This window comes from Atopostipes suicloacalis DSM 15692 (genome assembly GCF_900129085.1).
Classification (GTDB): domain Bacteria; phylum Bacillota; class Bacilli; order Lactobacillales; family Carnobacteriaceae_A; genus Atopostipes; species Atopostipes suicloacalis.
The window spans coordinates 126,721-153,404 of the sequence record NZ_FQUF01000002.1; the positions used below are offsets into that span (position 1 = coordinate 126,721).

Annotated in this window: 24 protein-coding genes and 1 pseudogene; 18 read left to right on the top strand and 7 right to left on the bottom strand. The window is 37.5% G+C overall.

The features are described 5' to 3' along the window. Positions 1 to 31: 31 nt before the first annotated feature. The 8 genes from gap to lgt all read left to right on the top strand — a co-directional run bounded on the left by gap (position 32) and on the right by lgt (position 8,763). Entirely contained in the window at positions 32 to 1,039 is a 1,008-nt protein-coding gene (gap, locus tag BUB96_RS00605) for a type I glyceraldehyde-3-phosphate dehydrogenase (protein WP_073294605.1), read from the top strand. 31 nt (positions 1,040 to 1,070) lie between these two features. Next, positions 1,071 to 1,247, top strand: a complete 177-nt coding sequence (locus tag BUB96_RS00610; protein WP_234945759.1) for a C4-dicarboxylate ABC transporter — start codon at positions 1,071 to 1,073, stop codon at positions 1,245 to 1,247. A 414-nt stretch (positions 1,248 to 1,661) separates the two neighbouring features. Beyond that, positions 1,662 to 2,117 carry a copper-responsive transcriptional repressor TcrY gene (tcrY, locus tag BUB96_RS00615; protein WP_073294608.1) on the top strand — a complete coding sequence of 152 codons (456 nt, stop codon included), beginning with the start codon at positions 1,662 to 1,664 and terminating at the stop codon, positions 2,115 to 2,117. Between the two features lie 12 nt (positions 2,118 to 2,129). After that, complete coding sequence (locus tag BUB96_RS00620; protein WP_073294611.1) at positions 2,130 to 4,595, top strand: heavy metal translocating P-type ATPase; 2,466 nt, start codon at positions 2,130 to 2,132, stop codon at positions 4,593 to 4,595. A gap of 84 nt (positions 4,596 to 4,679) precedes the next feature. After that, a complete protein-coding gene (tcrZ, locus tag BUB96_RS00625; protein WP_062532177.1) occupies positions 4,680 to 4,886 on the top strand; it encodes a copper chaperone TcrZ in 207 nt (68 codons plus the stop codon). A gap of 138 nt (positions 4,887 to 5,024) precedes the next feature. Continuing rightward, the gene (locus tag BUB96_RS00630) at positions 5,025 to 7,106 is read left to right on the top strand and encodes a heavy metal translocating P-type ATPase (RefSeq protein WP_073294614.1); all 2,082 of its coding nucleotides are present in this window, start codon (positions 5,025 to 5,027) and stop codon (positions 7,104 to 7,106) included. 131 nt (positions 7,107 to 7,237) lie between these two features. Next, complete coding sequence (locus tag BUB96_RS00635) at positions 7,238 to 7,858, top strand: adenylate kinase (RefSeq protein ID WP_073294617.1); 621 nt, start codon at positions 7,238 to 7,240, stop codon at positions 7,856 to 7,858. A 71-nt stretch (positions 7,859 to 7,929) separates the two neighbouring features. After that, positions 7,930 to 8,763: a prolipoprotein diacylglyceryl transferase gene (gene lgt / locus BUB96_RS00640; RefSeq protein ID WP_073294620.1), complete on the top strand. Its 834-nt coding sequence runs from the start codon at positions 7,930 to 7,932 to the stop codon at positions 8,761 to 8,763. Positions 8,764 to 8,819: 56 nt separating this feature from the next. Here the strand turns inward: lgt and BUB96_RS10610 are convergent, their stop codons facing one another. Further along, the gene (locus BUB96_RS10610) at positions 8,820 to 8,954 is read right to left on the bottom strand and encodes a hypothetical protein (RefSeq protein ID WP_268761841.1); all 135 of its coding nucleotides are present in this window, start codon (positions 8,952 to 8,954) and stop codon (positions 8,820 to 8,822) included. A gap of 142 nt (positions 8,955 to 9,096) precedes the next feature. Here BUB96_RS10610 and BUB96_RS00650 point away from each other — a divergent pair, with 142 nt between their 5' ends. Beyond that, positions 9,097 to 9,489, top strand: a complete 393-nt coding sequence (locus BUB96_RS00650) for a NusG domain II-containing protein (RefSeq protein ID WP_073294626.1) — start codon at positions 9,097 to 9,099, stop codon at positions 9,487 to 9,489. Between the two features lie 348 nt (positions 9,490 to 9,837). Continuing rightward, positions 9,838 to 11,193 (top strand): multicopper oxidase family protein, encoded by a 1,356-nt coding sequence (locus tag BUB96_RS00655; protein ID WP_234945760.1) that lies wholly within the window; start codon positions 9,838 to 9,840, stop codon positions 11,191 to 11,193. Between the two features lie 728 nt (positions 11,194 to 11,921). On the opposite strand, the gene BUB96_RS00660 is transcribed toward BUB96_RS00655, so the two are convergent. Further along, on the bottom strand, positions 11,922 to 13,847 hold the full coding sequence (locus BUB96_RS00660) for a heavy metal translocating P-type ATPase (RefSeq protein WP_073294629.1): 1,926 nt from the start codon (positions 13,845 to 13,847) through the stop codon (positions 11,922 to 11,924). Positions 13,848 to 14,205: 358 nt separating this feature from the next. On the opposite strand from BUB96_RS00660, the gene BUB96_RS00665 reads away from it, so the two are divergent. After that, the gene (locus tag BUB96_RS00665) at positions 14,206 to 14,520 is read left to right on the top strand and encodes an ArsR/SmtB family transcription factor (protein WP_073294632.1); all 315 of its coding nucleotides are present in this window, start codon (positions 14,206 to 14,208) and stop codon (positions 14,518 to 14,520) included. A gap of 95 nt (positions 14,521 to 14,615) precedes the next feature. Then, positions 14,616 to 15,467, top strand: a complete 852-nt coding sequence (locus BUB96_RS00670) for a cation diffusion facilitator family transporter (RefSeq protein WP_234945762.1) — start codon at positions 14,616 to 14,618, stop codon at positions 15,465 to 15,467. A gap of 156 nt (positions 15,468 to 15,623) precedes the next feature. Here BUB96_RS00670 and BUB96_RS00675 read toward each other — a convergent pair whose 3' ends face one another. From BUB96_RS00675 to BUB96_RS00685, 4 genes and pseudogenes are all read right to left on the bottom strand, one after another. Continuing rightward, the gene (locus BUB96_RS00675) at positions 15,624 to 17,819 is read right to left on the bottom strand and encodes a heavy metal translocating P-type ATPase (RefSeq protein ID WP_234945763.1); all 2,196 of its coding nucleotides are present in this window, start codon (positions 17,817 to 17,819) and stop codon (positions 15,624 to 15,626) included. A gap of 66 nt (positions 17,820 to 17,885) precedes the next feature. Beyond that, a pseudogene (locus BUB96_RS10495) lies at positions 17,886 to 18,077 on the bottom strand (cation transporter); the annotation flags it as partial. A gap of 23 nt (positions 18,078 to 18,100) precedes the next feature. After that, positions 18,101 to 18,712 carry a CadD family cadmium resistance transporter gene (locus BUB96_RS00680; RefSeq protein WP_073294643.1) on the bottom strand — a complete coding sequence of 204 codons (612 nt, stop codon included), beginning with the start codon at positions 18,710 to 18,712 and terminating at the stop codon, positions 18,101 to 18,103. Positions 18,713 to 18,728: 16 nt separating this feature from the next. After that, positions 18,729 to 19,091, bottom strand: coding sequence for an ArsR/SmtB family transcription factor (locus BUB96_RS00685; RefSeq protein WP_073294648.1), 363 nt, complete (start codon positions 19,089 to 19,091; stop codon positions 18,729 to 18,731). Positions 19,092 to 19,366: 275 nt separating this feature from the next. Here BUB96_RS00685 and merR point away from each other — a divergent pair, with 275 nt between their 5' ends. Both merR and merA read left to right on the top strand, forming a co-directional pair. Then, the gene (gene merR, locus BUB96_RS00690) at positions 19,367 to 19,768 is read left to right on the top strand and encodes an Hg(II)-responsive transcriptional regulator (protein ID WP_073294652.1); all 402 of its coding nucleotides are present in this window, start codon (positions 19,367 to 19,369) and stop codon (positions 19,766 to 19,768) included. Positions 19,769 to 19,780: 12 nt separating this feature from the next. Next, positions 19,781 to 21,427 carry a mercury(II) reductase gene (gene merA, locus BUB96_RS00695; protein WP_073294656.1) on the top strand — a complete coding sequence of 549 codons (1,647 nt, stop codon included), beginning with the start codon at positions 19,781 to 19,783 and terminating at the stop codon, positions 21,425 to 21,427. Positions 21,428 to 21,624: 197 nt separating this feature from the next. Here merA and BUB96_RS00700 read toward each other — a convergent pair whose 3' ends face one another. After that, positions 21,625 to 22,203 carry a rhodanese-like domain-containing protein gene (locus BUB96_RS00700; RefSeq protein ID WP_073294659.1) on the bottom strand — a complete coding sequence of 193 codons (579 nt, stop codon included), beginning with the start codon at positions 22,201 to 22,203 and terminating at the stop codon, positions 21,625 to 21,627. A 374-nt stretch (positions 22,204 to 22,577) separates the two neighbouring features. On the opposite strand from BUB96_RS00700, the gene arsA reads away from it, so the two are divergent. The 4 genes from arsA to arsB all read left to right on the top strand — a co-directional run bounded on the left by arsA (position 22,578) and on the right by arsB (position 26,451). Next, positions 22,578 to 24,317: an arsenical pump-driving ATPase gene (gene arsA / locus BUB96_RS00705; protein WP_073294664.1), complete on the top strand. Its 1,740-nt coding sequence runs from the start codon at positions 22,578 to 22,580 to the stop codon at positions 24,315 to 24,317. 18 nt (positions 24,318 to 24,335) lie between these two features. Then, complete coding sequence (locus BUB96_RS00710) at positions 24,336 to 24,677, top strand: ArsR/SmtB family transcription factor (RefSeq protein ID WP_073294667.1); 342 nt, start codon at positions 24,336 to 24,338, stop codon at positions 24,675 to 24,677. Next, the gene (gene arsD / locus BUB96_RS00715; RefSeq protein ID WP_073294670.1) at positions 24,655 to 24,990 is read left to right on the top strand and encodes an arsenite efflux transporter metallochaperone ArsD; all 336 of its coding nucleotides are present in this window, start codon (positions 24,655 to 24,657) and stop codon (positions 24,988 to 24,990) included. Before BUB96_RS00710 ends, arsD begins: the two co-directional genes overlap by 23 nt. Positions 24,991 to 25,371: 381 nt before the next feature. Next, complete coding sequence (gene arsB, locus BUB96_RS00720; RefSeq protein WP_143274242.1) at positions 25,372 to 26,451, top strand: ACR3 family arsenite efflux transporter; 1,080 nt, start codon at positions 25,372 to 25,374, stop codon at positions 26,449 to 26,451. Positions 26,452 to 26,684: the final 233 nt, after the last annotated feature.

The following is a 26,684-nucleotide window of genomic DNA, read 5'->3' on the forward strand; positions in this document are numbered from 1 at the left end:
ACATAATTAAAAAATTAAATGGAGGAATATAATGACTACTAAAATAGCAATTAATGGATTTGGTCGTGTTGGGCGAACGGTTTTAAGAAGGTTAATTGATTCCAAATCGGACTTAAAAGTCGTAGCTATTAATGATTTGGCTGATATAGACACACTGACTTACCTTTACAAATATGATACAACCTATGGCCGTGCACCTTATAAAGTTGAAGCAATAAAGGATAGCTTAATTATCGATGATAAGATGATAAAGGTGTACCAAGAAAAAGATGCGAAACAACTCCCTTGGTCTGAATTAGGCGTGGATATCGTGATTGAATCGACCGGAATGTATACATCAGCCGAAAAAGCACAAGCTCATATTGAAGCCGGGGCAGATAAAGTCATCATTACTGCACCAGCAAAAGATGAAACAACTAAAACCATTGTTTTTGGCGTAAACGAAACAGACCTCTCAAAAGAGGATGTAATTCTATCAGCTGCGTCTTGTACTACAAATTGTTTGGCGCCTCTCGCGAACGCACTTCATCAAAACTTTGGGATTGCAACTGGTTTGATGACAACAGTTAAAGCATACACCCCTTCTCAGAAATTGCACGACAGTCCAAATGAGGATCTTAGAAGAGGACGTGCGGCAGCAATGAATGCTATACCGACGACTACTGGAGCGGCACAAGCGGTTGGTAACGTCATTCCTGAATTAGATGGTATTATTGATGGAACGGCTGTGAGGGTACCTCTTTTAGGTGGCGCATTAGTGGAATTCTATACGAATTTAAACCAAAAAGTAACAATCGATCAAGTCAATCAAGTCATGTTTGAGGCAGCAAATGAATCATTTGAGTACACAGACGACCCGATTGTTTCTTCAGATATTCTGGGCAGTGTTGCTGGATCAATTTTTGATGCTACCCAAACAGAAGTCATAGAGCATGAAGATAGTCAATTAGTAAAAACAGTCGCATGGTACGACAGTGAATATGGTTTTGTTTCTAATTTGGTGCGTTTAACAGAATATGTTTCTCGATTAAATAAATAATTAAAAAATATGCATAAGGAAAAGATAAATCATGAGTAATACAACTGGGCAATGGTTAGGATGGATTGGAATTCTTGTAGGGATAATCGCTTTCTTTTGGCAACCGGTATGGATGGGAGTAGCTGCAGTCGTTCTAGGAATCATCGGGCTATTTTCCCACAGAAAGGACTCAACTGGACAGCGATTATTATTGGGGCAATTGCGTTAGTCCTGCCACTTTTATAATCAGAAAATGTAATAACAGCGATAATAGGCAAAGAAGACCTGTTATTTAGAATGTTTACCCCTTGAGCCTGTAAGGCTCAAATTTGTAATAAAAATGAAATCGGGGGATAGAAAACCCGTACAGTGGGATGTCTATCCGCCGACATTCTAAAAAAGCTTATTTTTTGGTATTTTTTTAAAAAAAGAGAAAAGTCCGACGAATCAATCCCTAATTAATGAACTAAAACACAATCCATATTTTCGTCAGGCGTGTCGCATCGAAACGAAAGTTAAAAAGTTATAAAAAATAATACATCACAAATTATTCATTTACATAAACTCTTGACAATAATCGTTTACTAGTATAAACTCTATTTAACATTAATGTTTACGCGCGTAAACGAAAGGGGGAGAGAATATGAGTACTATAGCTGTAGACCTTCATATAACCGATGCTGAATGGGAAGTCATGCGTGTAGTCTGGGCGAATACCCAAGTGACTAGTAAAGAAGTCATTTCTACATTGGGAGAGAAAATGGACTGGAAACAAGCGACAATCAAAACGCTCTTAGGTCGACTCGTGGAAAAAGGCGCACTGAATACAGAACAAGAAGGTAGAAAATATATTTATTCGGCAAATATCGAAGAGAAAGAAGCGGTAAGAAGTTTTACAAACGATATTTTCGATCGTATTTGTCGAAAGAATGTCGGGAATGTAATAGAGAGTATCATTAAGGATCATATTTTAAGTTTCGATGATATCCAAAGGCTAGAAGAAATATTAGAAATGAAAAAAGCTTTCGCAGTAGAAGAAGTTGATTGTCAGTGTGCAGAAGGGCAATGCGATTGCCATTTACATCATCATGGAGAATAAGGAGCAAAAAAATTGGAGAATAAATCATTTGCCATAGAAGGTATGACCTGTGCATCTTGTGCGCAGACAGTAGAAAAAGCAGCAAAAAAGGTTCGTGGGGTCACACAGGCTTCCGTAAACCTAGCAACAGAGAAGTTAAGTATTGAGTACGATGAACCAACTTTTTCGGTAGAAAATCTACAAAAAGCAGTGGATAATTCAGGGTATGAAATGGTCACCCAGGAAGGAACGACGCAAACCTTTGCAATTGAAGGGATGACCTGTGCATCCTGTGCACAGACAATTGAAAAAGCTGTCGGAAAGTTGTCGGGCGTAGATAAAGCTTCAGTCAATTTAGCGACAGAAAAAATGCAAGTTTCTTATAACCCGTCAGCGATTTCAGTATCTGATGTGACTGGTGCTGTATCCAATAGTGGTTATGCAGCCGTATTAGAGACTACGGATACTCAAGATCATTCACGAGCAGAGAAGCGTGAGAAAAAAGAAAAACGAATGAAGCAACTTTCAAATCGTTTTGGGATATCCATTATATTTACAATCCCTTTATTAATTATATCCATGGGTCCAATGGTCGGTATGCCTCTACCAAATATCGTTGACCCAATGATAAATGCATTTAATTTTTCTCTTTTACAACTTATTCTGACTTTGCCGATCATGGGAGTGAGCTGGGAATATTTCCAGAAGGGATTCAAAACCTTATTTAAAGGTCACCCAAATATGGATTCCCTGATTGCCCTTGGTACCGCGGCCGCTTTTGTATACAGTCTGGCAGCGACGATCGGGACTGGCTTAGGTTACGGGAACTTTTCAGATTTACTTTACTATGAAGTGACTGGAGTTATCTTAACGCTCCATACTTTAGGGTTATTTTTAGAAGAGCGATCAAAGGGGCAGATGTCCTCAGCGATTGAAAAACTAGTTAACTTGGCGCCTAAAACAGCTCGAGTGATACGTGATGGTGTTGAACAGGAAATCACTGTAGAAGAAGTTGCTCTAGGAGACGTCATTAGAGTTCGTCCGGGAGAAAGTATGCCTGTAGATGGTGTTGTTGTTGAGGGACGCACTTCAGTCGATGAATCAATGCTGACAGGAGAAAGTATCCCCGTAGAAAAGGAAGATGGAGACGAGGTTATAGGGGCTAGTATCAATAAAAATGGTTCCATTGACTACCGTGCGACTCGAGTGGGAAGTGACACTACTCTATCCCAAATCATCAAGCTGGTAGAAGACGCGCAAGGGTCTAAAGCACCCATTGCTCGAATGGCCGATATTATTACTAGATATTTCGTACCGATTGTTATAGCATTAGCTGTTTTAGCAGGGGTTGCTTGGTTAATTGCAGGTCAATCTGGAATATTTGCTTTATCCGTTATCATTACAACCCTTGTCATTGCTTGTCCATGTGCCTTAGGTTTGGCGACTCCAACAAGTATTATGGTTGGAACCGGAAAAGGGGCAGAACATGGTGTCTTGATAAAAAGTGGTGAGGCGTTAGAAACCACTCATAACTTAGAGACGATTGTATTTGATAAAACAGGGACACTGACAGAAGGTAAACCTATCGTGACGGATATTTTGGTCACTCCTCTTATTACTAAAGAAAATCTTTTATATTATGCAGCTTCCGGTGAAACAGGTTCTGAACACCCATTAGGCGAAGCCATCGTACAGAAATCAAAAGAAGAGAACATGACATTAGCTAAACCAGATCATTTTGAAGCGATTCCTGGACACGGGATTCGAGTTGAAATTGAGGGCAAAGATATGTACATTGGAAACCGTAAACTGATGCTAGAGCAAAAGATTGATTTATCAAGCATGGAAAAAGAATCCGATCGTTTAGCAGACGAAGGAAAAACACCAATGTATCTCTCTATTGACGGAGAGCTGGCTGGAATTATCGCAGTAGCGGACACACTCAAAGAAAATAGTATGAAGGCTGTTAAAGAACTTAGAAGACGCGGTGTTGAAGTAATCATGATTACCGGAGATAACAAACGTACAGCCAAAGCGATTGCTAAGCAAGTGGGTATAGACAGTGTATTAAGTGAAGTATTACCTGAAGATAAAGCAGAAGAAGTCAAAAAACTACAAGAAACAGGTAAGAAGGTAGCGATGGTTGGGGACGGCATTAACGATGCACCCGCATTAGCTCAAGCAGATATCGGTATTGCAGTTGGATCAGGTACAGACGTGGCGATTGAATCGGCTGATATTGTCCTTATGCGTAATGATTTAACCACTGTATTGACTGCGATTGATTTAAGTCATGCAACGCTACGAAACATTAAACAAAACTTGTTCTGGGCTTTTGCTTACAACTTTGTAGGTATTCCAGTTGCGATGGGTCTCTTGTATATTTTTGGCGGACCATTGATGAGTCCAATGTTTGCGGCAGTCGCCATGAGTTTCAGCTCCGTATCGGTCTTGCTCAATGCTTTACGGTTAAGACGATTCAAACCAGCAGTTGTTTAGAAAACACGTAGCTTATCTGGGATTTAAACTTCTTCCTATTCTAATAATAGGAGAAGATAAAAAAATAAAAAGGGGAATAGAATAATGAAAAAAGAAGTCTTATTAGATGGCGTAAAATGTGCAGGTTGTGCCAATACAGTGCAAGAAAAATTTTCAGCTATTGAAGGCGTTGAATCTGTAGAGGTTGATTTAGCGACTAAAAAAGCAGTACTTGAAAGTCAAACAGAGATTGATACCGAAACGCTCAATGCTGCTTTAGCAGAAACTAACTATTCAGTATTAAGTGCATAAAGTACGAATACCATTTATTCATAGATAGTAGATAGAGATAAAGTATAGAACCCTTTTCATGAGAATTATATGCAGTGTTAGATGAGAGGGTTCTAAAACTTTAAAATCAGTCTCTAATCTAATAAGGAGGAATTAAAAATGAGTAATAACAAAAAACATTCGTCACATAGTCATCATAATCACGGCGACATGGATCACTCAAAACACGACCATAATGAAATGGAACATCACGGGGGGCATCACGATCATCATGCTGGGCATGACCACAGTGGTCATGGCGGGCACGATCATCACCACCATGGAGATTTCAAGGAACTCTTTTTAAAGTCATTGCCTATGGGAATCATTATTATGTTATTATCCCCTATGTTTGGGTTCCAACTACCATTCCAGTTTACATTTCAGTATTCTGATATACTCGTGGCTCTTCTCTCTACGATTTTGTACATTTATGGCGGTAAACCTTTCTATATGGGAGCAGTGGATGAGTTTAAAGAAAAAGCTCCTGGAATGATGGCTCTTGTCACTCTTGGTATCTCTGTATCCTACTTTTACAGTGTTTATGCAGTCATTGCTGGATATGTGACTGGTGAACATGTGATGGACTTTTTCTTTGAATTTGCTTCATTAGTATTAATCATGTTGTTAGGTCACTGGATTGAGATGAAAGCTGTTGGAGAAGCCGGAGATGCACAAAAAGCATTGGCTGAATTGGTACCGAAAGATGCTCACGTTGTATTGGAAGACGATTCAATTGAAACACGTCCAGTTGCTGACTTGCAAGTAGGCGATTTGATTCGTGTTCAGGCTGGAGAAAATGTTCCAGCAGATGGAACCATTCAGCGCGGCGAATCACGTGTAAACGAAGCGCTTGTGACTGGGGAATCGAAACCAATTGAAAAAAATCCCGGAGATGAGGTCATCGGTGGATCAACCAATGGTGGCGGAGTCCTCTATGTGGAAATAATGCAGACGGGCGATAAGTCCTTCATTTCTCAGGTTCAGACATTAATCAGTCAAGCTCAAAGCCAACCATCTCGAGCAGAAAATCTTGCACAAAAAGTTGCAGGATGGCTCTTTTATATTGCGGTTATTGTAGCTCTTATTGCCCTTGTCATATGGATGGTTATAGCTGATGTACCAACGGCAGTTATTTTTACAGTCACCACATTAGTTATTGCTTGTCCGCATGCCCTGGGTCTGGCTATCCCATTGGTGACTGCTCGTAGTACCAGCTTAGGGGCCAGTCGGGGATTATTAGTGAAAGACCGGAACGCTTTGGAGTTGACTACAAATGCAGATGCTATGGTTTTAGATAAAACGGGAACTTTAACGACTGGTGAGTTTAAAGTACTAGATGTTGAACTCTTTAATGATAAATATACGAAAGATGAAATTGTTGCCTTATTGGCAGGTATCGAAGGCGGATCTAGTCATCCTATCGCTCAGTCAATTATCAGTTACGCAGAACAGCAAGGTATACGTCCAGTAAGTTTTGATTCGATTGATGTTATTTCTGGCGCTGGTGTAGAAGGTCAAGCTAACGGACATCGTTATCAATTAATCAGTCAAAAAGCATACGGACGTAATCTAGATATGGATATTCCAAAAGGAGCAACCCTCAGTGTCTTAGTAGAAAACGACGAAGCAATCGGTGCTGTAGCTTTAGGGGATGAATTAAAACCAACAAGTAAAGAATTAATACAAGCCCTTAAAAAGAACAACATTCAACCCATTATGGCAACGGGTGACAATGAAAAAGCGGCTCAAGGAGCGGCAGAAATTTTAGGTATTGATTATTTGGCTAATCAATCTCCTCAAGACAAATATGAATTAGTTGAAAAACTTAAAGCAGAAGAAAAGAAAGTTATCATGCTCGGTGACGGGGTCAACGACGCACCTTCTCTTGCATTGGCAGACGTTGGTATAGCTGTTGGTGCGGGAACTCAAGTAGCATTGGATTCAGCCGATGTCATCTTGACACAGTCAGACCCGGGCGACATTGAATCCTTTATCGAGTTGGCTCAGAAGACCACACGTAAGATGAAAGAAAATCTTGTTTGGGGAGCAGGGTATAACTTTATCGCAATCCCAATAGCTGCAGGAATCTTAGCACCAATCGGCATAACATTAAGCCCAGCAGTCGGTGCCGTCTTGATGTCACTTTCGACTGTAATTGTTGCCATCAATGCTATGACATTGAAATTAGAGCCAAAATAAACAGTTATTTGGCACATGAAATAATTGAATGACCTTATCGTGTAAAAATACAATAGTTTCACAGGAAAGGAAGAGATGGAATAATTTAAAAAATCATCTCTTCCTTTTTTAGTTTATAAGGAGGAAAAATTATGAGGCTGGTCCTTTTAGGGTTACCCGGTGCTGGGAAAGGCACTCAAGCTAAAAGAATCGCAGAGAAGTACCACCTGACGGCTATTTCAACTGGTGAAATGTTACGAGAAGCAGCCAAGGAGAAAGATACATTCGGACTCAGAGTGCAAGAATATATGAATAAAGGAGAGCTAGTTCCAGATGAGTGGATAAACTCATTGGTTAAGAGTCGCTTACAAGAAAAAGATGTTGAAAATGGTTTTGTTCTGGATGGTTACCCACGTACCCTACAGCAAGCAAAAGTGCTCGAAGCTTACCTACAAAGTCAAAATCAGAATTTAGACGCTATTTTCTTTTTAGATGTAAGTCAGGATACGTTAAGACATCGGTTAGCGCAACGAGGGAATCTTCGTTCAAAAGAAAAACAAGGAAATTCCCAAATCGAAGCAAAAAGGGAAAAAATTCGACTGGATGACAAACCAAAAGTGATTGAAAATAGGCTACACATTAATAAGGAATTAATGGAATCACTTATTCACTTCTACAAGGAGCAAAATCTGCTTTACGTTATCAATGGTGAAGGGGATTTTGACAATGTGTTTGACAATATAAATGAGGGTTTATTGTCTGTAAACAAATAACTACACAAATTGAACTTAAATTATGTGATTTAAAACAATTAACTAATGTAAGCTATGAAGGGGATTGAAGAATGAATGTTTTACTTAGTGTAATCGATCCAGTTGCTATTTCAATTGGGCCGATAAAAATTTATTGGTACGGAATTATTATTGCTCTAGCGATGCTGATCGGCATTTCATTAGCTACAAAGGAAGCTCAAAAACTGGGACTTGAAGAAGATACCATGGTAGATATGGCATTATGGGCCATACCAATTGGCTTTATCGGTGCCCGACTTTATTACGTTTTATTCAAATGGGACTACTATATACAGAATCCGAGTGAAATCATCGCAATCTGGAATGGTGGAATTGCCATTTATGGGGGGCTAATTGCGGGTGGTCTCGCAGTATACTGGTTTGCAAGAAGAAAGAAAATGACGCTAACTCTTTTACTAGACATACTGGCACCTAGTGTCCTCCTAGCTCAATCGATTGGTCGCTGGGGAAATTTTATCAATCAAGAGGCCCACGGTGGAGCAGTGAGTCGCCAATTTTTAGAAACTCTTTATTTACCAGAGTTTATTATTGAACAGATGAACATCAACGGTACCTATTACCACCCGACATTTTTGTATGAATCGTTATGGAGTTTATTAGGTTTTATCCTTCTTATTATCCTAAGGAATCAGAAAGGCCTATTACGTCGAGGAGAAGTTGCTCTTAGTTATGTCATCTGGTATTCATTTGGACGTTTTTTTATAGAAGGCATGCGCACCGATAGTTTGTGGATTGGGGATATTATGCGAGCTTCCCAAGTGCTATCACTCGTGCTGTTTATTAGCGCAATCGTGCTCTGGATTTATCGTCGGAGAGCCTATCCTACAAAACCTTATTATTCGGAAGGTTTAATTGCGTCTAGATAATCAGAAAGGAACATATTTTTTATGATTAAGGAGGAGATAACAGTTGGGTGATTTTTTTAATTCGTTGAACCAACTTGGAATAAGTTCATTTCTATTAGAAGGGCTTTTTTGGATAGGGCTAGTTGTTCTGGCTGTCTACTTGATTGGTCAATGGCTATCGAGCTTTGCTTATTCAGATTATCACGAAACACCGTTAGAAATCCTTCAAAAAGAGTTCGCTAGAGGCAATATAACAGAAGCAGAATATTTAATAAGAAAAAAATATCTTCAGTGATTAAAATTCGCAGAAAATATAAAAGGCAAGGAGGGATTGTAATCAAAAAATTGGTAAAAATGATGAAACCTTTTGACGTTATCATTATTTTTCTGTTGGTGGCCCTTTCTTTTAGTCCAATAGCTATCTTTACTGTTCAGAATTCTCAAAATGAAGGCAATAAGATATACGCCGTTATATCGATCGACGGCGAAGAAGTCGATCGTTTCCTTTTAACAGGAAACGAAGAACATAAACTGATTACTTATTACCCTGCTCCTGGTCAATATAACATCATCGAAATCGATGGAGAAAGAATTCGGAACAAGGAAGACAATAGCCCGCAACAAATTTCCGTTAAAACGGGTTGGATACAAAGTCCCGGTGAGACGAGTTTGAATATTCCACATCGACTGTTAATTGAAATTATCTCTGAAAATTCTGAAGATACAGAGATAGATATTGTGTCCTGACGGAAGTGATTCTCTAAAGGGAATTAGAAATGTTTTAAGTACAAATGATTGACACTGCTTACTGATAAGCATAAAGTACTTATGCGACAAGTCGTTTGCAGTTGTTAGTAGCTAATTTTAAGTTGATAGAGGCATAAAGACAAATGGCTTAACCTTCTGATAGAATTCTCATGAAGAGAAGGAGAATTTATATGAAAAAGAAACGCTGGATCCCGTTATTGTTTTCCGTTGCCGTTGCTCTACTTTTACTAAGTTTTATTTTTTTTCACTTTCTTCCAGATAAATTTCCGTCCGTCCTTTTCTCCTCATGACACACCTATGGGGGACATGATGGAAAGCAGAAACGGCATGAATAGGGAAACAAACACAGTAGAATTAAAGGCACCCGAGCAGCCGTCTAGCAAATTACACTTACCCACTCTCCTTAAGAGCGATTATGAGACCGATACGGAAGTTTCCTATACCGTAGTAGCCGATGAAGGTCAGACTTCCTTCCGTGAAGGACCACTCACAGAGACGTACGGATATAATGGTTCTTATTTGGGGCCTGTTTTACAAGTGCGAAGAGGTCAGCAGGTTCATATCAATCTTCAAAATAAATTGGAAGAGGAGACCACTTTTCACTGGCATGGACTGAAGATCCCTTCTGATGTAGATGGAGGCCCTCACCATGCGATTGAAGCAGAAGGTAGCGCAGAGGTAGATTTTACAGTGGATCAGGAAGCGGCGACCCTTTGGTTCCATTCGCATGCACACCAAAAATCTGCTGAACAGGTCTATAATGGTCTCTCTGGATTGATTTTTGTGGAAGATGAGCATTCGGACTCTTTGGATCTCCCGAAAGAGTATGGAGTCAATGACTTTCCCCTCATTCTACAAGAACGATTTTTTGATGAGGATAACCAGTTTAATTATGATACGGTCTATAATTTTGATGGGACCACGGGAGACACCCCATTGGTAAATGGGACGATTCGTCCCTATATCGAAGTAGGACAGGAATGGGTTCGCTTGCGTGTCGTCAATGGTTCCAATGCTCGAAACTATCAATTGCGTCTTTCTGATGAATCTTTCTTTTACCAGATCGCTACAGATGGCGGTTTCCTAGAAACACCTGTAGAAAGAAAAGAGTTCCTTCTCTCACCGGGGGAACGGGCAGAAATTGTAGTGGACATGAGTAAGTATAAAGTGGGAGAGGAAGTTTCCCTTGTTGACATCTCGACAACAGAAATCCTAGCACTTCAAATAACAGGAGATAAGTCAGGAAGTCTTAAGCCTTTACCAGAAAAACTCAATGATTTACCGCCAGTGGAAGCTGACTCCTTACCAGATCGACAAATTGAGATGAGTGGAATGGGACACATGGTGACACTAAACGGAAGAAAATTTGATTTGGAACGCATTGACTTTACCGTTGAACAAGATAAAAAGGAAGTCTGGGACATTGCAGTGCCGAATACCTCTATGATGATGGGGGACATGCCCCACCCATTTCATGTCCACGGTGTCCAATTTCGTATACTTTCTCGGAACGGAAGTCCTCCAGAAGCCTATGAATCAGGGTGGAAAGATACTATCCTCGTTCCGCCTGGCGAAGCTATCAAAATCGAAATTGAATTCTCTCAACCAGGAATTTTTATGATGCACTGTCATATCTTGGAACATGAGGACAATGGAATGATGGGGCAGATATTAGTGGAGTAACGATGTTCTGTTGAGATACTACGATAAGTTTTAGTTTCAATAATGGATTTAAGTAGATGTTTTCAAGCCAAAGATTTAAAAAGTAAATAAAAATAAGTCGGGAATAACTTGAGGAAGCACCTCTAAGTTATTCCCGACTTATTTGTATCTAATCATGTGTATTTTTTGGGTTTGAATTTTTGTAACTTAAAAAGGAAATCACTTCCAAGAAAAATTAAAGTTGACTGATGACTTGTTTTTTAGATATGAATATTCTGTTTGTGAATTGAAGCAACTAAAGTTACTAAGTAACTAACAATTCTGAAAAATGTTTTTGTAAATCAATGAAGATACTATAAAAAAGAACGAGAATGATGTGACCCCCAAAAGTTTAGATTTTCAACTCTAACTTTTGGGGGTCACATCAGAATGAGCAGGGTAAAACTGGACAAGTAGAAAGTGCCTTTTTCTAATGAACGTTTACAGCAAAGTGAGCAGACCACTTACCTTGCTTTCGAATTGAAATGCGCTCTAAATGCTTGTTACAGCAATTATTATCGACAATAAAATAAAAAAATGCTTTGCAGTTCCCCTAGGATCTGCTTCCCTTTTTTAGGTTTTAATTTATTTAATATACAAAATTTTAGAACATATCAATTATTATATTTAAATTGCAAAACATCAGCCACAACAAGTAGGATATAACGTCTAAAGTGACAATTTCCATTCTTAAACATTGATTTATTTAATTATTTGGCGGATAACAATCGGAGTCCATTCAGGATAACGACCAAAGTACTTCCTTCATGAATAATGACACTGATCGCTATATCTGTTAGACCTAATAAACTCACTACTACTAAAAAGGCTACGACTGCCATTGAAAAAAGAATGTTTTGCCAAATGACACGATTCATTTTGGTTGCAATATTATGAGATTGTACCAATTTGGATAAATTATTCTGCATTAAAACTAAATCAGACACTTCTACTGCTACATCTGTTCCGTCTCCCATGGCAATCCCTACATCTGCATTCACAAGGGCTGGGGCATCATTTACACCATCACCCACCATTACTGTTACGCCGTATTTCTCTTTTTGCTCGTCTATAATTCGAGATTTATCTTCTGGCATGACATTCGCGATTACTTCATCTATTCCTAATTGTTTAGCAACTGCTTTTCCTGTCATTTCTGAGTCGCCAGTGATTAAAGTGGTGTGTATGCCTTGTTCTTTAAAGTATTTAATAGTGTCTTTTGCATGTTCACTTGGAACGTCCATGAGAGCTATAAGTCCAATGACATTCTCATCTTCTGCTACGTATACGACAGTTTTACCTTCTGATGCCCATTGATTATTTAAACGACTATATTCATCTGAAACATCGTCAAACGAAGTCGGTTTTCCTATACGATAATTTTTGCCGTTGTAATCTCCTGTCAATCCTTTGCCGATCTGGTTTTCTACTTCGATAGTTAGTTTATTTTTTTGCTCAAACTTTCTTAGAATAGCATCTGCTAAAGGGTGATTGGATTCTTTTTCAAGAGCTACTACGATATCAATCATGTTTTCTTCGTTCACGGAATCAGCAAAATAGTAATTGGTTACTTCAGGTTTTCCTTTAGTCAAGGTTCCTGTCTTGTCAAATGCAATGGCTTGAGTATCGGCTAATTGAGACAGATAAGAACTACCTTTTGAAAGGACTCCATTTTTGGCCAAGTTAGAAGTCGTCGATAAAGTTACCGATACAGTAGCCGCTGCTAAAGCACAGGGTGAAGCTGCCACTAAAAGGACCAATCCTCTATAGATACTTTGTGACCATGTCCAGTCTAGGAGAAAAGGAGCCAATAACATGAATAACGGAATGGCAATTAAAACAACTGTAACGTATTTCGGTTCAAATTTTTGGATTATACTCGCAGCTTTTGTTTGGTTGTCTTGGTTCTGGTTCACTAATTGTAAAATTTTTGAAAAGACTGTATCTTCGTTTTCTTTGGTGACTTCCATTGTAAACGTACCTGTCCCATTAATCGTACTCCCAAAAACGGTATCTCCTTTTGTTTTTTCATTGGGTATACTTTCACCATTAATAGACGATTCATCAATGGAAGTAGAGCCAGATAAAATGACGCCATCAATGGGTACTTGGTCACCATTTAATACCTGAAGTTGGTCTCCCACTGTTAATTCACTGACATCAACAATTTTTGTATTCCCATCAGGCAAAATTAACCGAGCAGTCGTTGGATTCATTTCGAGTAATTTCGTTATTTCTCGTTTACTTCTTCCTTCAGCGTAATCTTCCAGAAAATGTGCGCCTGAAAAAATGAGAATCAACAACGTTCCTTCCCAAAAATTCCCCATTGCTGAAGCTCCTATAGCCGCTAATCCCATTAAAATATGAGAATTAGGCGTGAACTTGTTATTTGTTTTTGTATTCTCAATTGTCTCTCCAAGACCTTCCAGAATAATGACATGATAGCCCGCACTAATTGTGGCGAGTGAGAACATGATGTTTTTTACGGTTTGATATTCGTCACTTAAGAACAGCGAAACAATTGCCAATGCCAAACCAATAAAGTATAAAACAATAGGCATCTTTCCGTGATCGTGGTCGTGGTTATGGTTATGTTTCTCTTTTTCCTGTGATTGTTGTTCTTCGATAGTTTCCATTTTTATCACCTTCCTATATAATTCCTTTGATTTCCATTCATTTACTTATTAAATCACACAAATTCCCACTAAAAGAAGAGAAGTATTCATGTAATTTCCATTGTCTCTGACTCCTTTCAGTTGTCCCATATGTAAATCGGAATGATTATGATTTAAATATGAAGTTGCATTCATATGTTTACAAAATCATATTAACTCACTGTATGAGTTTTGTCAAGACAAGATGCTTCTTATTCAAATGGACTACTATTATGAATACAAAAGTCTTAATTTTGTCTATAAACAAAAAACTAGCATCGTTTTACTCATGTGGTATTATATATATGAACGGAAAATCATATGAGAGGAATAAGAGCATATGGATACATCAACATCTTCGCCAATCAATAAAGAGAAGATTCAATCAATAAGCAAATTATTCAAAGTGATTAGTGACCCTACACGCTTGTCGATTCTCTTTCTCTTACAGAAAAAAGAACTCAGTGTTGGAAACATTGTGCTTGCATTGGATATGGAACAGTCCGCGATTTCACACCAACTAAAAATATTGAAAGATTCGCATTTAGTGAAGGCAAGGAGAGAAGGGAAAAGCATGGTTTACAGTCTTGATGATCTTCATGTTTTCAGTATTCTCGAACAAGTCTTAACTCATATCAACGAACTAGAACAATAAAAGCTAATAAGGTATAAAACTAAATAGAGGTTTTTAAAATTTCAAAGTCAGAGAAACAAGAAAATCACTCGCACCAAAATCAACCGAATAAGAATATTAAAATTGCTTTTTTCACCAACTTTATTTTTTCCATGATTGAATTTTTCTTTGGGTCTCTTTTCAATAGTGTGTCAATTATGTCCGACGCCGTTCATGATTTAGGAGATTCCATTTCTATTGGATTCGCTTGGTTTTTCCAGGGGTACTCAGAAAAGCAGCAAGATGAACAGTTCACTTTTGGTTATAACCGCTTTTCATTATTAGGGGCGTTGATAACTGGAGTAGTACTGATCGGCGGCTCATTTTTTATGATTTACCGAAGTATCCCACGTTTGATTGATCCGCAACCGGTTAATTACAGTGGCATGTTTTGGCTTTCACTCGTGGCTATTGGATTGAATGGATATGCGGCTTGGATTCTAAGCAAAGGGTCATCTAAAAACGAAGGCATGTTGAACCTGCATATGCTAGAAGATGTATTAGGGTGGATTGGGGTCTTGGTTGTGAGTATCGTAATGAACTTTACCGAGGCTTATCGATTGGATCCAATCTTATCGATTTTGATAGCACTCTATATCCTCTATAAAACTGTACCTGAATTTTTCAGTACAATGAAAATTTTATTGAACGGTTCGCCGGAAAATGTAAACGTAGAGAACCTGGCGAACTCCATTAACAATATTCCTGCTGTAAAGGACCTCTCTCATTTTCACATTTGGTCACTGGACGGAGAAGAAAATGCCCTTATCGTTACGGTTCTTATAGACTCTTCCGATATAAACAAGACTAGGGAAATCAAAGAAGAAATTGCAGAGCTTGCCCATACATCGGGTGTAAAGAATCATATCACAATAGAAATAACTACAAGTAAAGACGAACTGGAAAAAGGGTATGCTTATGGCAGTTAAAGTATTTATATATTGAAAAAAGGACTATTTTAGAATCAAAAAAGGCAGCGATAAACTACAATCGCTGCCTTTTTTGTTCATTTCGATTTGTAAAAATAGGTCACTAGCTATTAAATTTTCTGGTAACCTATAGATTGTAAAAACGAATTGAAAATGTTATTTGTTTAATATCCTCATAGAATTCAGTACTGCTATTACTGTTACTCCTACATCTGCAAAGACAGCTTCCCACATCGAAGCGACACCAAAGGCACCTAAAATCAAGAATACCCCTTTGATGGCCATAGCCAGAATGATGTTCTGCCAGACAATTTGGCGAGTATCTTTGGCGACTTGCATAGCCGTTCCAATCTTAGAAGGTTTGTCGTCCATGATGACGATATCCGCCGCTTCAATGGCTGCGTCTGATCCTAAGCCACCCATCGCAATCCCGATATCTGAACGGGCCAGTACGGGCGTATCATTGATACCATCGCCCACAAAAGCGACTTTTTCTTTTTCGTTTTTGTACGCCATAATTTCTTCCATTTTCTCGACTTTGTCTTGCGGAAGAAGTTCCGAGTGGATTTCATCGATCCCTAATTTATTCCCAACAGCTTCGGCCACCGCTTTTGAATCGCCTGTAAGCATGATAATGTGTTCGACACCTTTTTCTTTCATTAACTTAATGCCTTCTGCAGCATCATCTTTAATCGTATCGGCAATTAAAAGGTAACCAGCATAGGCTCCATCAATGGCTAGATAAACAATCGTTCCGACTTCCTCTACTGCTTTAAAGGGAATACTATATTTGGCCATTAATTTTGCGTTTCCTGCTAATATTTCTTTTCCATCAACAATCGCTTGAACTCCATGACCTGAAATATCATTGTATTCATCAATTCGACGTTCATCAATTTCTTTCCCATAACGCTCTTTGATGGAATCCGCAATCGGGTGCGAAGAATGGGTTTCAGCATAAGCTGCTAGTTCTAAGAGTTCTTCATCACTAAAGCCTTCTGAAGCTTCTATATCGGTAATCTCAAATTTTCCTTTGGTTAAGGTACCTGTTTTATCCATGATGACATATTTGACATCGTTTAAACCTTCTAAAAAGTTGGCACCTTTCACTAAAATACCTTTCCGTGAAGAAGCACCAATGCCACCGAAGAAACCGACAGGAATAGAAACAACTAAGGCACAAGGACAAGAAATAACTAAGAAAATGGCTGCCCGGTAAATTCCATCATTAAAGGTCATTTCAGGAATAATCAATGGTAAAAGAACAGCTAATAAGACAGCTAAAATGACCACGATCGGCGTATAGTATCGAGCAAACTTTGTAATGAATTGTTCTGTCGGTGCTTTACGACTGCTCGCATTCTCAACGAGCTCAAGAATTTTTGTCACGGTTGACTCTGAGAATGGCTTTTCAACCACTATTTCTAGCAAGCCGTTTTTATTAATAAAACCACTTAAAACATCGTCACCCTCTTCAACACTTCGAGGCATTGACTCACCCGTTAAAGCAGAGGTATCCATAGCAGAAGAGCCGACGATCACCTTTCCATCTAAGGGGACTTTTTCTCCTGGACGCACTAAAATCGTATCGCCAACTTTGATTGACTCTGGGGAAACCTGCCGAGTACTGCCATCTGCTAATTTCACATTGGCATAATCAGGACGAATATCCATCAAATCTGCGATGGAGCGACGTGATTTGTTTACAGCCACATCTTGGAAAAGCTCTCCTACTTGGTAGAAAAGCATGACGGCTACTGCTTCAGGATATTCTTGCACATAGAAGGCAGCAAGTGTAGCGATCGTCATTAAAAAGTTTTCATCAAAGACTTGTCCATTAAAAATATTCCGAATCGCTCGCCAGATAACATCATAGCCGGCAACAAGGTAAGCGACCACAAACAAACCAAAGGAAAGGGAAGGGGCGACTGGCGCAAAACTTGCAGTCAGAAGCACCGTAAGCGCTAGAATTAAGCGACCGATGGTTAATTTAATCCCCAAATTATCTGGTTTATTGCGACTCTGCTTTTGAACTGTTTTTTCTGATTGAAGAACCTTATCTTCTCCTACTTTTTGACCTGTTGCCTTTATAAGAGGGGTGATATCAGGTTCTAATTTTTTGATTCTTGTTTTAACCGAAGAAAGTGTTTTTGCATCATCTTCTGCGACAAGATCGAAACTCAATGTCTGGGTCATATAGTTCACATTACTATTCATGACACCATCTATTTCAGACACGCCATTCTCAATCTTTGCGGCGCAATTGGCGCAATCTATTCCCTCTAAAAGCCATTCATGATGGCTTTGTTCATCTTCTTTGGGCTTGCTTCCCAAAGTAATTGATGAGTTCATGTTAATCAATTGCCCATCTGCTTTATTTTTTAAAGTAACAGCTGGTTCCAACTTGTTAATTTTTTCTTGTACATTAGTTAAAACTAATTGTTCTTCTTTGTCAGAAACCTCAAAGTTTAAGGTTTCTGTCATGAAATTCACATTGCTTTCTTGGACTCCTGGAATTGACGCCACAGCGCTTTCCACTTTAGCAGCACAATTGGCGCAATCTATTCCTTCTAAGAGCCACTTATGTGAGGTGTTAACTTCATTCATCATTTTCTTCCTTTCAACAACGAGCCTTATAAACCGAATATTGTTTGAATGGTCCCGTTTTCTAACATAATAAAGATTCCTAATCCAATAAATACAATAGGTACAATAATTCGTTCGTACTTTTCTAACGTTTCGGCGACAAAAGAAATTTTTGCTAATTGATAACTGATATAGCAAAGCACTGCAATTGAGATAGCAAAAACGATTAAAGCAAGGATAATTTCTGAAAAAGAGATAGAAGCAAAATATGGAATATAAATCCCTAAATTGTCCCCTCCTGAAGCTAGGGTTATTAAAGCGACAGTCCAAAACAAGCGGTTAGACCCTCTGGACCCTAACTTCTCCATGACTTCATCTTCCTCTGCTTCTTCTTCACTTCCCATAGCGACTCGGATACCCAGATAAATGGGAATGAGTCCGAGCAGTCCAATGATCCAATCTTGGGGAATAAAGTTCAGCACATAAGCAGCAAATAAACTAACGGCTACCAAAATACCTGTCCCAAGATATTGACCTAAATAAATCTGACGAAGACCTCTTTTTGTCTGACTTTGAGAAAAAATAATCAGCAAGATAAATAAATAATCGATACTGGTAGAGATATACACAGCGATCGCTGAAAAAATAGTTTGTAACAAAATATTTTCCTCCAAACTAAGACGTCAAAGATAAGCTGTTTGGCATGTCTAAAACTATACGAATAGTCGAAAGGATTTCTTTATTCGCTAAAGAGTAGTAGACTTCTTTTCCGTCTTTACGTGATTTCGCCACGCCTTGCTTTTTTAAATAGCGCAAATGGTGTGACGTCGTAGCAATACTAGCGTCTAATACTTCGGCTAAATCACAGACACACATTTCTTTGAAGGTTTCTAAAGCATAGAATATCTTAATTCTAGAAGGATCACTAAAACATTTTCCTAACACAAGTAAATTCGACAAATCTTTATTTTCTAATTTATTCTTTACTACATCTACTTTTTCAGGATGTATGATCGTCGTTTGGCAGACTTCAGTCATTTCATTCACCTCTCATTCAAACGTCCATTTGATTATGATATGGATATTATACATTAGGCATGAGGAGATAGTCAAACGTTCGTTTGATTATTAATAATTTGATTTTCTTGCAATAATAGATTTCTTAAATTAATATAATGACTTTCAACAGAAAATTAAAAAATCTTCCAGAAAATTAAAAGGAGAAAATTAAAAGAGTAAGTTTTCTTAAAAAATATAAATATACCTTGACTATGTACCATAGTACATGGTTTATAATAGTATAGAGGTGAAAAATGATGTATCTTATTAGTGAGTTTGCTGAAAAAAGTGGCGTTAACAAAGAAACAATACGATATTATGAAAACAAAAAATTATTAGAAGAACCAACTCGTACAGATTCTGGTTATCGATTGTATTCAGATGAGGATATTAAACGAGTAAAATTCATTAAACAAATACAAGACCTTGGTTTTTCTCTAAGAGAAATTTATAAATTGCTAGGTGTAGTCGATCAAGATAGTGTTCGTTGCCAAAACTTGTTTGATTTTGTCTCTCAAAAGCAAGCAGAAGTCCAAAAACAAATAGAAGATTTAAAACGGATTGAAAAAATGTTAGGCGACTTAAAAGAATGTTGTCCAAATGAGAAAGAAATGTATGCCTGTCCGATTATTGAAACATTAATTAATGATGAATAGAGGAGTTTCCGTATGAAGAAATATAAGATAAGTATTCAGGGTATGACTTGTACAAGTTGTGAAGAACATGTGACAAGGGCACTTAAAAACATTGGTGCAAAAGATATAAAAACGAGTTATCGTGAAGGAAAAACAGAATTTGATTTAGCTGACACTGTCGAAATTGAAAATATTAAAAAAGCGATTGAACAAACACATTATCAGATAGAAAAAATTGAAGAAATATCTTCTCAACCCGTGTTGGCACTTAAAAATGAAAAAGATTATGACTATGATTTTCTGATTATAGGTTCTGGAAGTGCAGCTTTTTCAGCGGCCATTAAAGCGACTGAATATGGCGCGAGAGTAGGGATGGTTGAGCGTGATACAATCGGTGGAACTTGTGTAAATATTGGTTGCGTTCCATCTAAAACGCTGATTCGAGCAGGTTCCATTAATCAGTTAGTTAAAGAAAATCCATTCAATGGATTAAAAACAACAGCTGGAGAAGTTGATTTAAAAGCATTAGTGAAACAAAAAGATGAATTAGTCGATACACTACGTCAGCAAAAATATATTGATTTAATCGATGAGTATGGTTTTGATTTAATTGAAGGCGAAGCAAAATTTGTTGCGGATAATGCCATAGAAGTAAATGGAGAAAAATTAACTGCAAAACGCTTTTTAGTTGCAACAGGTGCAACTTCATTCATTCCTGAAATTCCTGGAATTGAACATGTCGATTATTTAACGAGTACAACTTTATTAGAGCTAGAAGAAGTTCCAGAAAGATTGACTGTTATTGGGGCAGGTTATATTGGGCTAGAGCTCGGTCAATTATTCCACAATTTAGGTGCCGAAGTAACATTAGTACAGAGAAGTAAACAATTACTAAAAGATTATGATCCAGAAGTTTCGGCAGCAGTCGAAAAAGCCCTGCATGAACAAGGCATACAGGTTATTACGGGTATAAATTATGACCATATCGTACAAGACGGTGATATTAAAAAACTAACACTCACTAAAAACGGTATTCAAAAAACGATTGAGTCTGACCAAGTATTAGTTGCGACCGGTCGAAGTCCGAATACAGACGCCTTAAATTTAAGTGCCGCTAGTGTTGATATCGGGGAAAACTATGAAATTTTAATGAATGAATATGGGCAGACAAGCAATGATCGGATTTATACGGCAGGAGATGTTACCTTAGGCCCTCAATTTGTATATGTAGCAGCATATGAAGGCAAGATTGCAGCAGATAATGCAATTGGTAGTTTAAATAAACAGATCGATCTATCCGCTGTTCCTGGAGTAATATTTACAAATCCTGGAGTAGGTACAGTTGGGTTAACAGAGGAACAAGCAAAAGATATAGGTATAGATGTTAAAACATCAATCCTAGATTTAGATAATGTGCCAAGGGCATTAGCTAATCATGATACAACTGGATTAATCAAACTTGTTGTCAATACTCAAAATCAACAAATAGTAGGCGTTCATATCGTCGCTGAAAATGCAGGTGAAGTCATTTATGCAGGCACATTAGCTGTTAAATTTGGGTTAACAATCGAGGATTTAACGGACACAATGGCTCCCTATTTAACGATGGTGGAAGGATTGAAACTTGCAGCGCTTGGTTATAATAATGATATTTCAAAATTATCGTGTTGTGCAGGGTAAAATAGTGCAAGTGGAAAGTGCCTTTTTCTAATGAACGTTTATAGAAAAGCAAACAGACAACTACCTTGCTCTTGACTTGAAATGCCTTCAAAATGCTTGTTACAGCAATCTTTACTAACAATAAAACATAAAAAAATGGCTTTGCAGTTTCTGTAAGAATCTGCAAAGCCATTTTTTTGAAAATATCTTATAATTTATTATTTACCAATTTCTTGAATGGCTTTCATTCCGCCTTCAATTACTTTAGGATTTAATCCTTTTGATTCAAGGAAAGAAGCCGCTGCAGTACTTCGGTTACCAGATCCACAAAGCGTAAAAATTTGTTTGCTCGTATCCAGTGATTGATAATCATTAACTAAATCCTCAAATGGAATATTGACCAAATTCTTCTCAGGTGCTGGTCGTGTAATTTCATCTGGATGTCTGACATCAAGTAAGATATAGTCATCATTTTTATTGAGAAATTCTTCAGCTGGAATAGTTCCAGTTGTTTGTAGATTTTCTTTGGGGACTTCATCTATCAAAAGATATCCATTGTTTTGAGTAAAACCTAATTCATCAGCAGACTCAGAAAGTTCTTCTAAATGACTTTCTTCCTCAGAACCAACGATAAAGATAACTGGTTGATTTACATCGAGATAATAAGTCGCATACTTTTTGAAGTTGCCTGGATTCAGGTTAAGTGCATTTTTTAGATGTCCAGCTTGGTACTCATGTTGTGTTCGAACATCAACCAGTTGCTGATCATTGATATCTTTGTGATTTATTTTTTTCATTTGTGGTACTCCTCCTGATAGTTTTGTATTCATTTATTATTTACCTGTAGCTAAAGGAGATAGGGATTTTTCAAGAGATATCCCTAATTACCCTTCGATAAAATGAAGTAAATAAAAATGATAAGATGGCTTGACTAAACATAGAGATTCATCTATATTTAATACATTGACAAGTATCTATGTGAGTAAAGTATATGAAATCTAGAGAAAGATTGCAAGTTTTCTTGCATCATAGAGATCGATTTACATACAATACATAGATAGGTGCCTATATATTCATTATATAGACAATCACCTATATACGTGGTTAGTCGATGGTTGAAGAAAAATCAATCATTTCGTCCAAATTGTTTAATAAAGGAGTGGAAAATAGAATGGAAATTTTTAATCCAAAAGAGCATATTAATACAAAGTATTTATTCTATACGGGTAAAGGTGGCGTCGGGAAAACAACTGCCGCTAGTGCAACGGCCATTCAATTAGCGAATGATGGTTTCAAAGTTGTATTAGTGAGTACAGATCCTGCCAGTAATTTACAAGATGTTTTTGAACGAGAATTAGATGATAACGGAACAGAAATTGAAGAAATACCTGGCTTAACCGTCGCTAACTTTGATCCAGTCAGTGCTGCAGAAGAATATAAAGAATCCATTGTGGGTCCTTATCGTGGGATTCTACCAGACGCTGCGGTACAAAATATGGAAGAACAATTAAGTGGTTCATGTACGACAGAAATTGCTTCTTTTGATCAGTTCGCAAAATTCTTAACAAGCCCTGATATATCTGACCAATACGACTATATCATTTTTGATACAGCACCTACCGGCCATACATTAAGACTCTTACAATTACCTTCTGCTTGGACAAACTTCTTTGATGAAAATACAACTGGCACAAGCTGTATGGGTCAATTATCTGGTTTAGATGAAGAGAGAGAAAGTTATAGTTTGGCAGTAGAAACACTTGCTAATTCTGAAATGACAACTTTACTACTCGTGACTCGTCCGCAAGAAGGACCATTAGTCGAAGCCAATCGTGCGTCCGAAGAATTACGAGCATTAGGGGTTGAAAACCAAAAATTGATTGTGAATGGTCTTTTAGAAAATCCAACAGATACGATTTCTCAAACATACTATGACATTCAACAAGAGGCTTTAAGTGAAATGCCTGAAAATCTTAAAAACTTGCCTACTTTTGAAATTCCATTAAGACCATATAATCTAGCAAGTATTGAAAGTATCGGTTTATTACTTAGTGAAGAACAACCTGAAATCAAGCATGAAGAAGTGCAGGCTCAGGAGTTCCCACGCTTACAAACTGTTATTGATGATTTATACAACACAAACAAACGAGTTGTCTTTACAATGGGTAAAGGTGGCGTAGGGAAAACAACCATTGCAGCCAGCATTGCGAAAGGTCTTGTAGAAAAAGGTAAAAAAGTGCATTTAACAACGACCGATCCTGCCGCTCACTTAAATTATATTGTCCATGAATCAGATACTCTTGGAGTTAGTCATATTGATGAGAAAAAAGAGTTAGAGCTTTACCAAAATGAAGTTTTAGCTAAAGCGCGTGAATCGATGTCAGAAGAGGACTTAGCTTATGTAGAAGAAGATCTAAACTCACCTTGTACAGAAGAAATTGCGGTATTTCGAAAATTTGCTGAAATTGTTTCGATGACGGAAGCAGATGTGGTGGTTATTGATACTGCGCCTACGGGACACACACTTTTACTTTTAGAATCTTCTCAAAGTTACGCCCAAGAAGTGGAGCGAACTTCTGGAGAAGTACCAGAGTCTATTACCCGACTCCTGCCTATTTTACAAGATCACAACCAAACAGAAGTGGTTATGGTTACATTACCTGAAAATACACCTGTCTATGAATCCATTCGTCTGCAAGAAGATTTAGATCGTGCAGGTATTGCACATACTTGGTGGGTGGTTAATAACAGTTTATTATCAACAGGGACTACAAATGAAACATTGTTAGCTCGTGCAAAATCGGAAGAAGAATGGATTCAACGTGTCGATGGATTATCAAATGGACATTTTGCGGTCATCGACTGGAGTCCTTTTGAGTTAAAAGAGGATGTTCTTGCCACAATTGTTTAATCTCAAAGGAGAATATAAATGAATTATGAATTATTTGCTGAAAAAATGAAAGCTTTATCTGATCCAAATCGAGTAAAGATACTCGATTTACTATCCTGCGATACTTTATGTGCCTGTGATTTGCTTGAACATTTTGACTTCACTCAACCAACTCTCTCCCATCATATAAAAGTATTAAGAGATGCGGATTTAATTGTTACAGAAAAAATAGGAACTTGGCATCATTATTCTGTGAATCGAGAATTATCTACCGAGATAACAGAAGTCCTTCAAAGTGTTTTCTCAAGTTCGGAAAGATGTATTTGTCATACAACAATAAATGAAAAGGAAGATCAATATGAAAAAGTTAGCCCTTTATGAACCTGCTCTATGCTGTAGTACCGGAGTTTGCGGTCCTTCAGTAGACGAGGATTTACTACGTATTACGGGTGTTATGAAACAAGTGAAAGAAGAAGACGATGTAATGATGGTCCGTTACAATCTTGCCTCCAATCCTAATTCGTTTGTACGAAATCAAAACGTCATAGACACCATGCAAAATGAAGGACAAGACTCTCTTCCAATTACTGTGTTAGATGGAGAAATTGTTAAAACCGGTGCTTATCCAACGAATGAAGAAATTGCTGATTGGTTAGATGTTTCTTTGCAAGAAACTGAAGACTCTATAGTTTAATAGAAAGATTAACGCAATAAATTACGAAGAATATACAAAAGAATTAAGCCTTGTCCCAACCAAGATGAGGAAAGGTTTTGGACATGCTGACATGCGAAGAAATGTGGAGCCGTTATATTTTAAAGGTTTTTGTTTTCACATAACCGACTTTATCCCACTATATCGAGATATTAGTGAACGTAGGAAAGGTTTTTTCTAAAAAATAATATCTGGCAGCATGAATCAGTTAATGAAGAAATTTCAGAACAGGACAATTAAGGAACGATTTATTTATTACTATATTCAACTGATTGTGTCTGTAAAGCAAAAGAAAGTAGAGCGAAGTAAGGCAGTTTGGCTTCTTTCGTTCTTGATCAAAAAAGTAAAATTTGGAGGAAAGTCATGATGGAAAATGAAGTACAAGAAACAGTATCACAAAAAAATAGCGGTATGGGGCTATGGGAGCGTTACTTAAGTCTTTGGGTAGCACTTGCGATGATTACTGGGGTATTATTAAGTCAAGTTTTACCTGCAATTCCAGAATTTTTAAGTCAATTTGAATATTATAATGTATCTATTCCAACGGCGATCTTAATTTGGTTAATGATTTTTCCAATGATGTTAAAAATTGATTTTAGTAGTATCGTCAATGCAACCAAAAAAACCAAAGGATTAATTTTAACAACAACCATTAATTGGTTGATTAAACCATTTACAATGTTTGCTATCTCTGCCTTTTTCTTTTTAGTGGTATTCAAACCATTTTTAGGTCCAGAACTAGCGAGAGAGTATATAGCTGGAGCCGTTCTTTTAGGCGCTGCGCCTTGTACAGCTATGGTATTTGTCTGGAGTGAATTAACAAAGGGTGATCCAGCATACACACTTTTGCAAGTGTCTATAAACGATATTATTGTTCTCTTTCTTTATGCGCCAATCGTTGCATTTTTATTAGGGGTAGGTAATGTTTCTGTACCGATGGGCACGCTGTTTCTTTCCATATTCGTATTTATAGTAATTCCTTTGGCTCTAGGAATTATTGTTCGAAAATATGTGGTGAAGCAAAAAGGAACAGACTATTTTGAAAAAGATTTTATCGATAAATTTGATGGAACCACACGGATTGGTTTATTATTAACGTTAATCATCATTTTTTCTTTCCAAGGGAATCAAATTTTAAACAATCCACTTCATATCTTGTTAATTGCTATTCCACTAATCATTCAAAATCTTGTTATATTTTTCCTCGGATATGGTGGAGCAAAAGCATGTAAATTGCCATTCTCTATTGCAGCACCAGCAGCTATGGTTGGAACGAGTAACTTTTTTGAATTAGCTGTAGCTGTCTCGATCGCTTTATTTGGATTAAACTCGGGAGCAACCTTAGCAACTGTTGTCGGTGTGCTGATAGAGGTTCCCACGATGTTACTATTGGTCAGATTTGCAAATAAAACACAACATTGGTTTGATGACTACGAATATTAATTAAAAAGAGAAGAAAATTATGTGATTGAGGTGACCCCCAAAAGTTAGAGTGAAAATTCTAACTTTATGGGGGTTATTTTATTTGAAAAGAAAATGCTAAAAAGAGACAAAAAAGCACCTCTCATGGTATAATTAAATCATGAAAATTTTAAAAATATTTACTTAATTGAGTACTAGTTTCTGTTGCCGCAGACCTAGTGCTCTTTTTTCGTCATATGGTACTTTGTCATCTA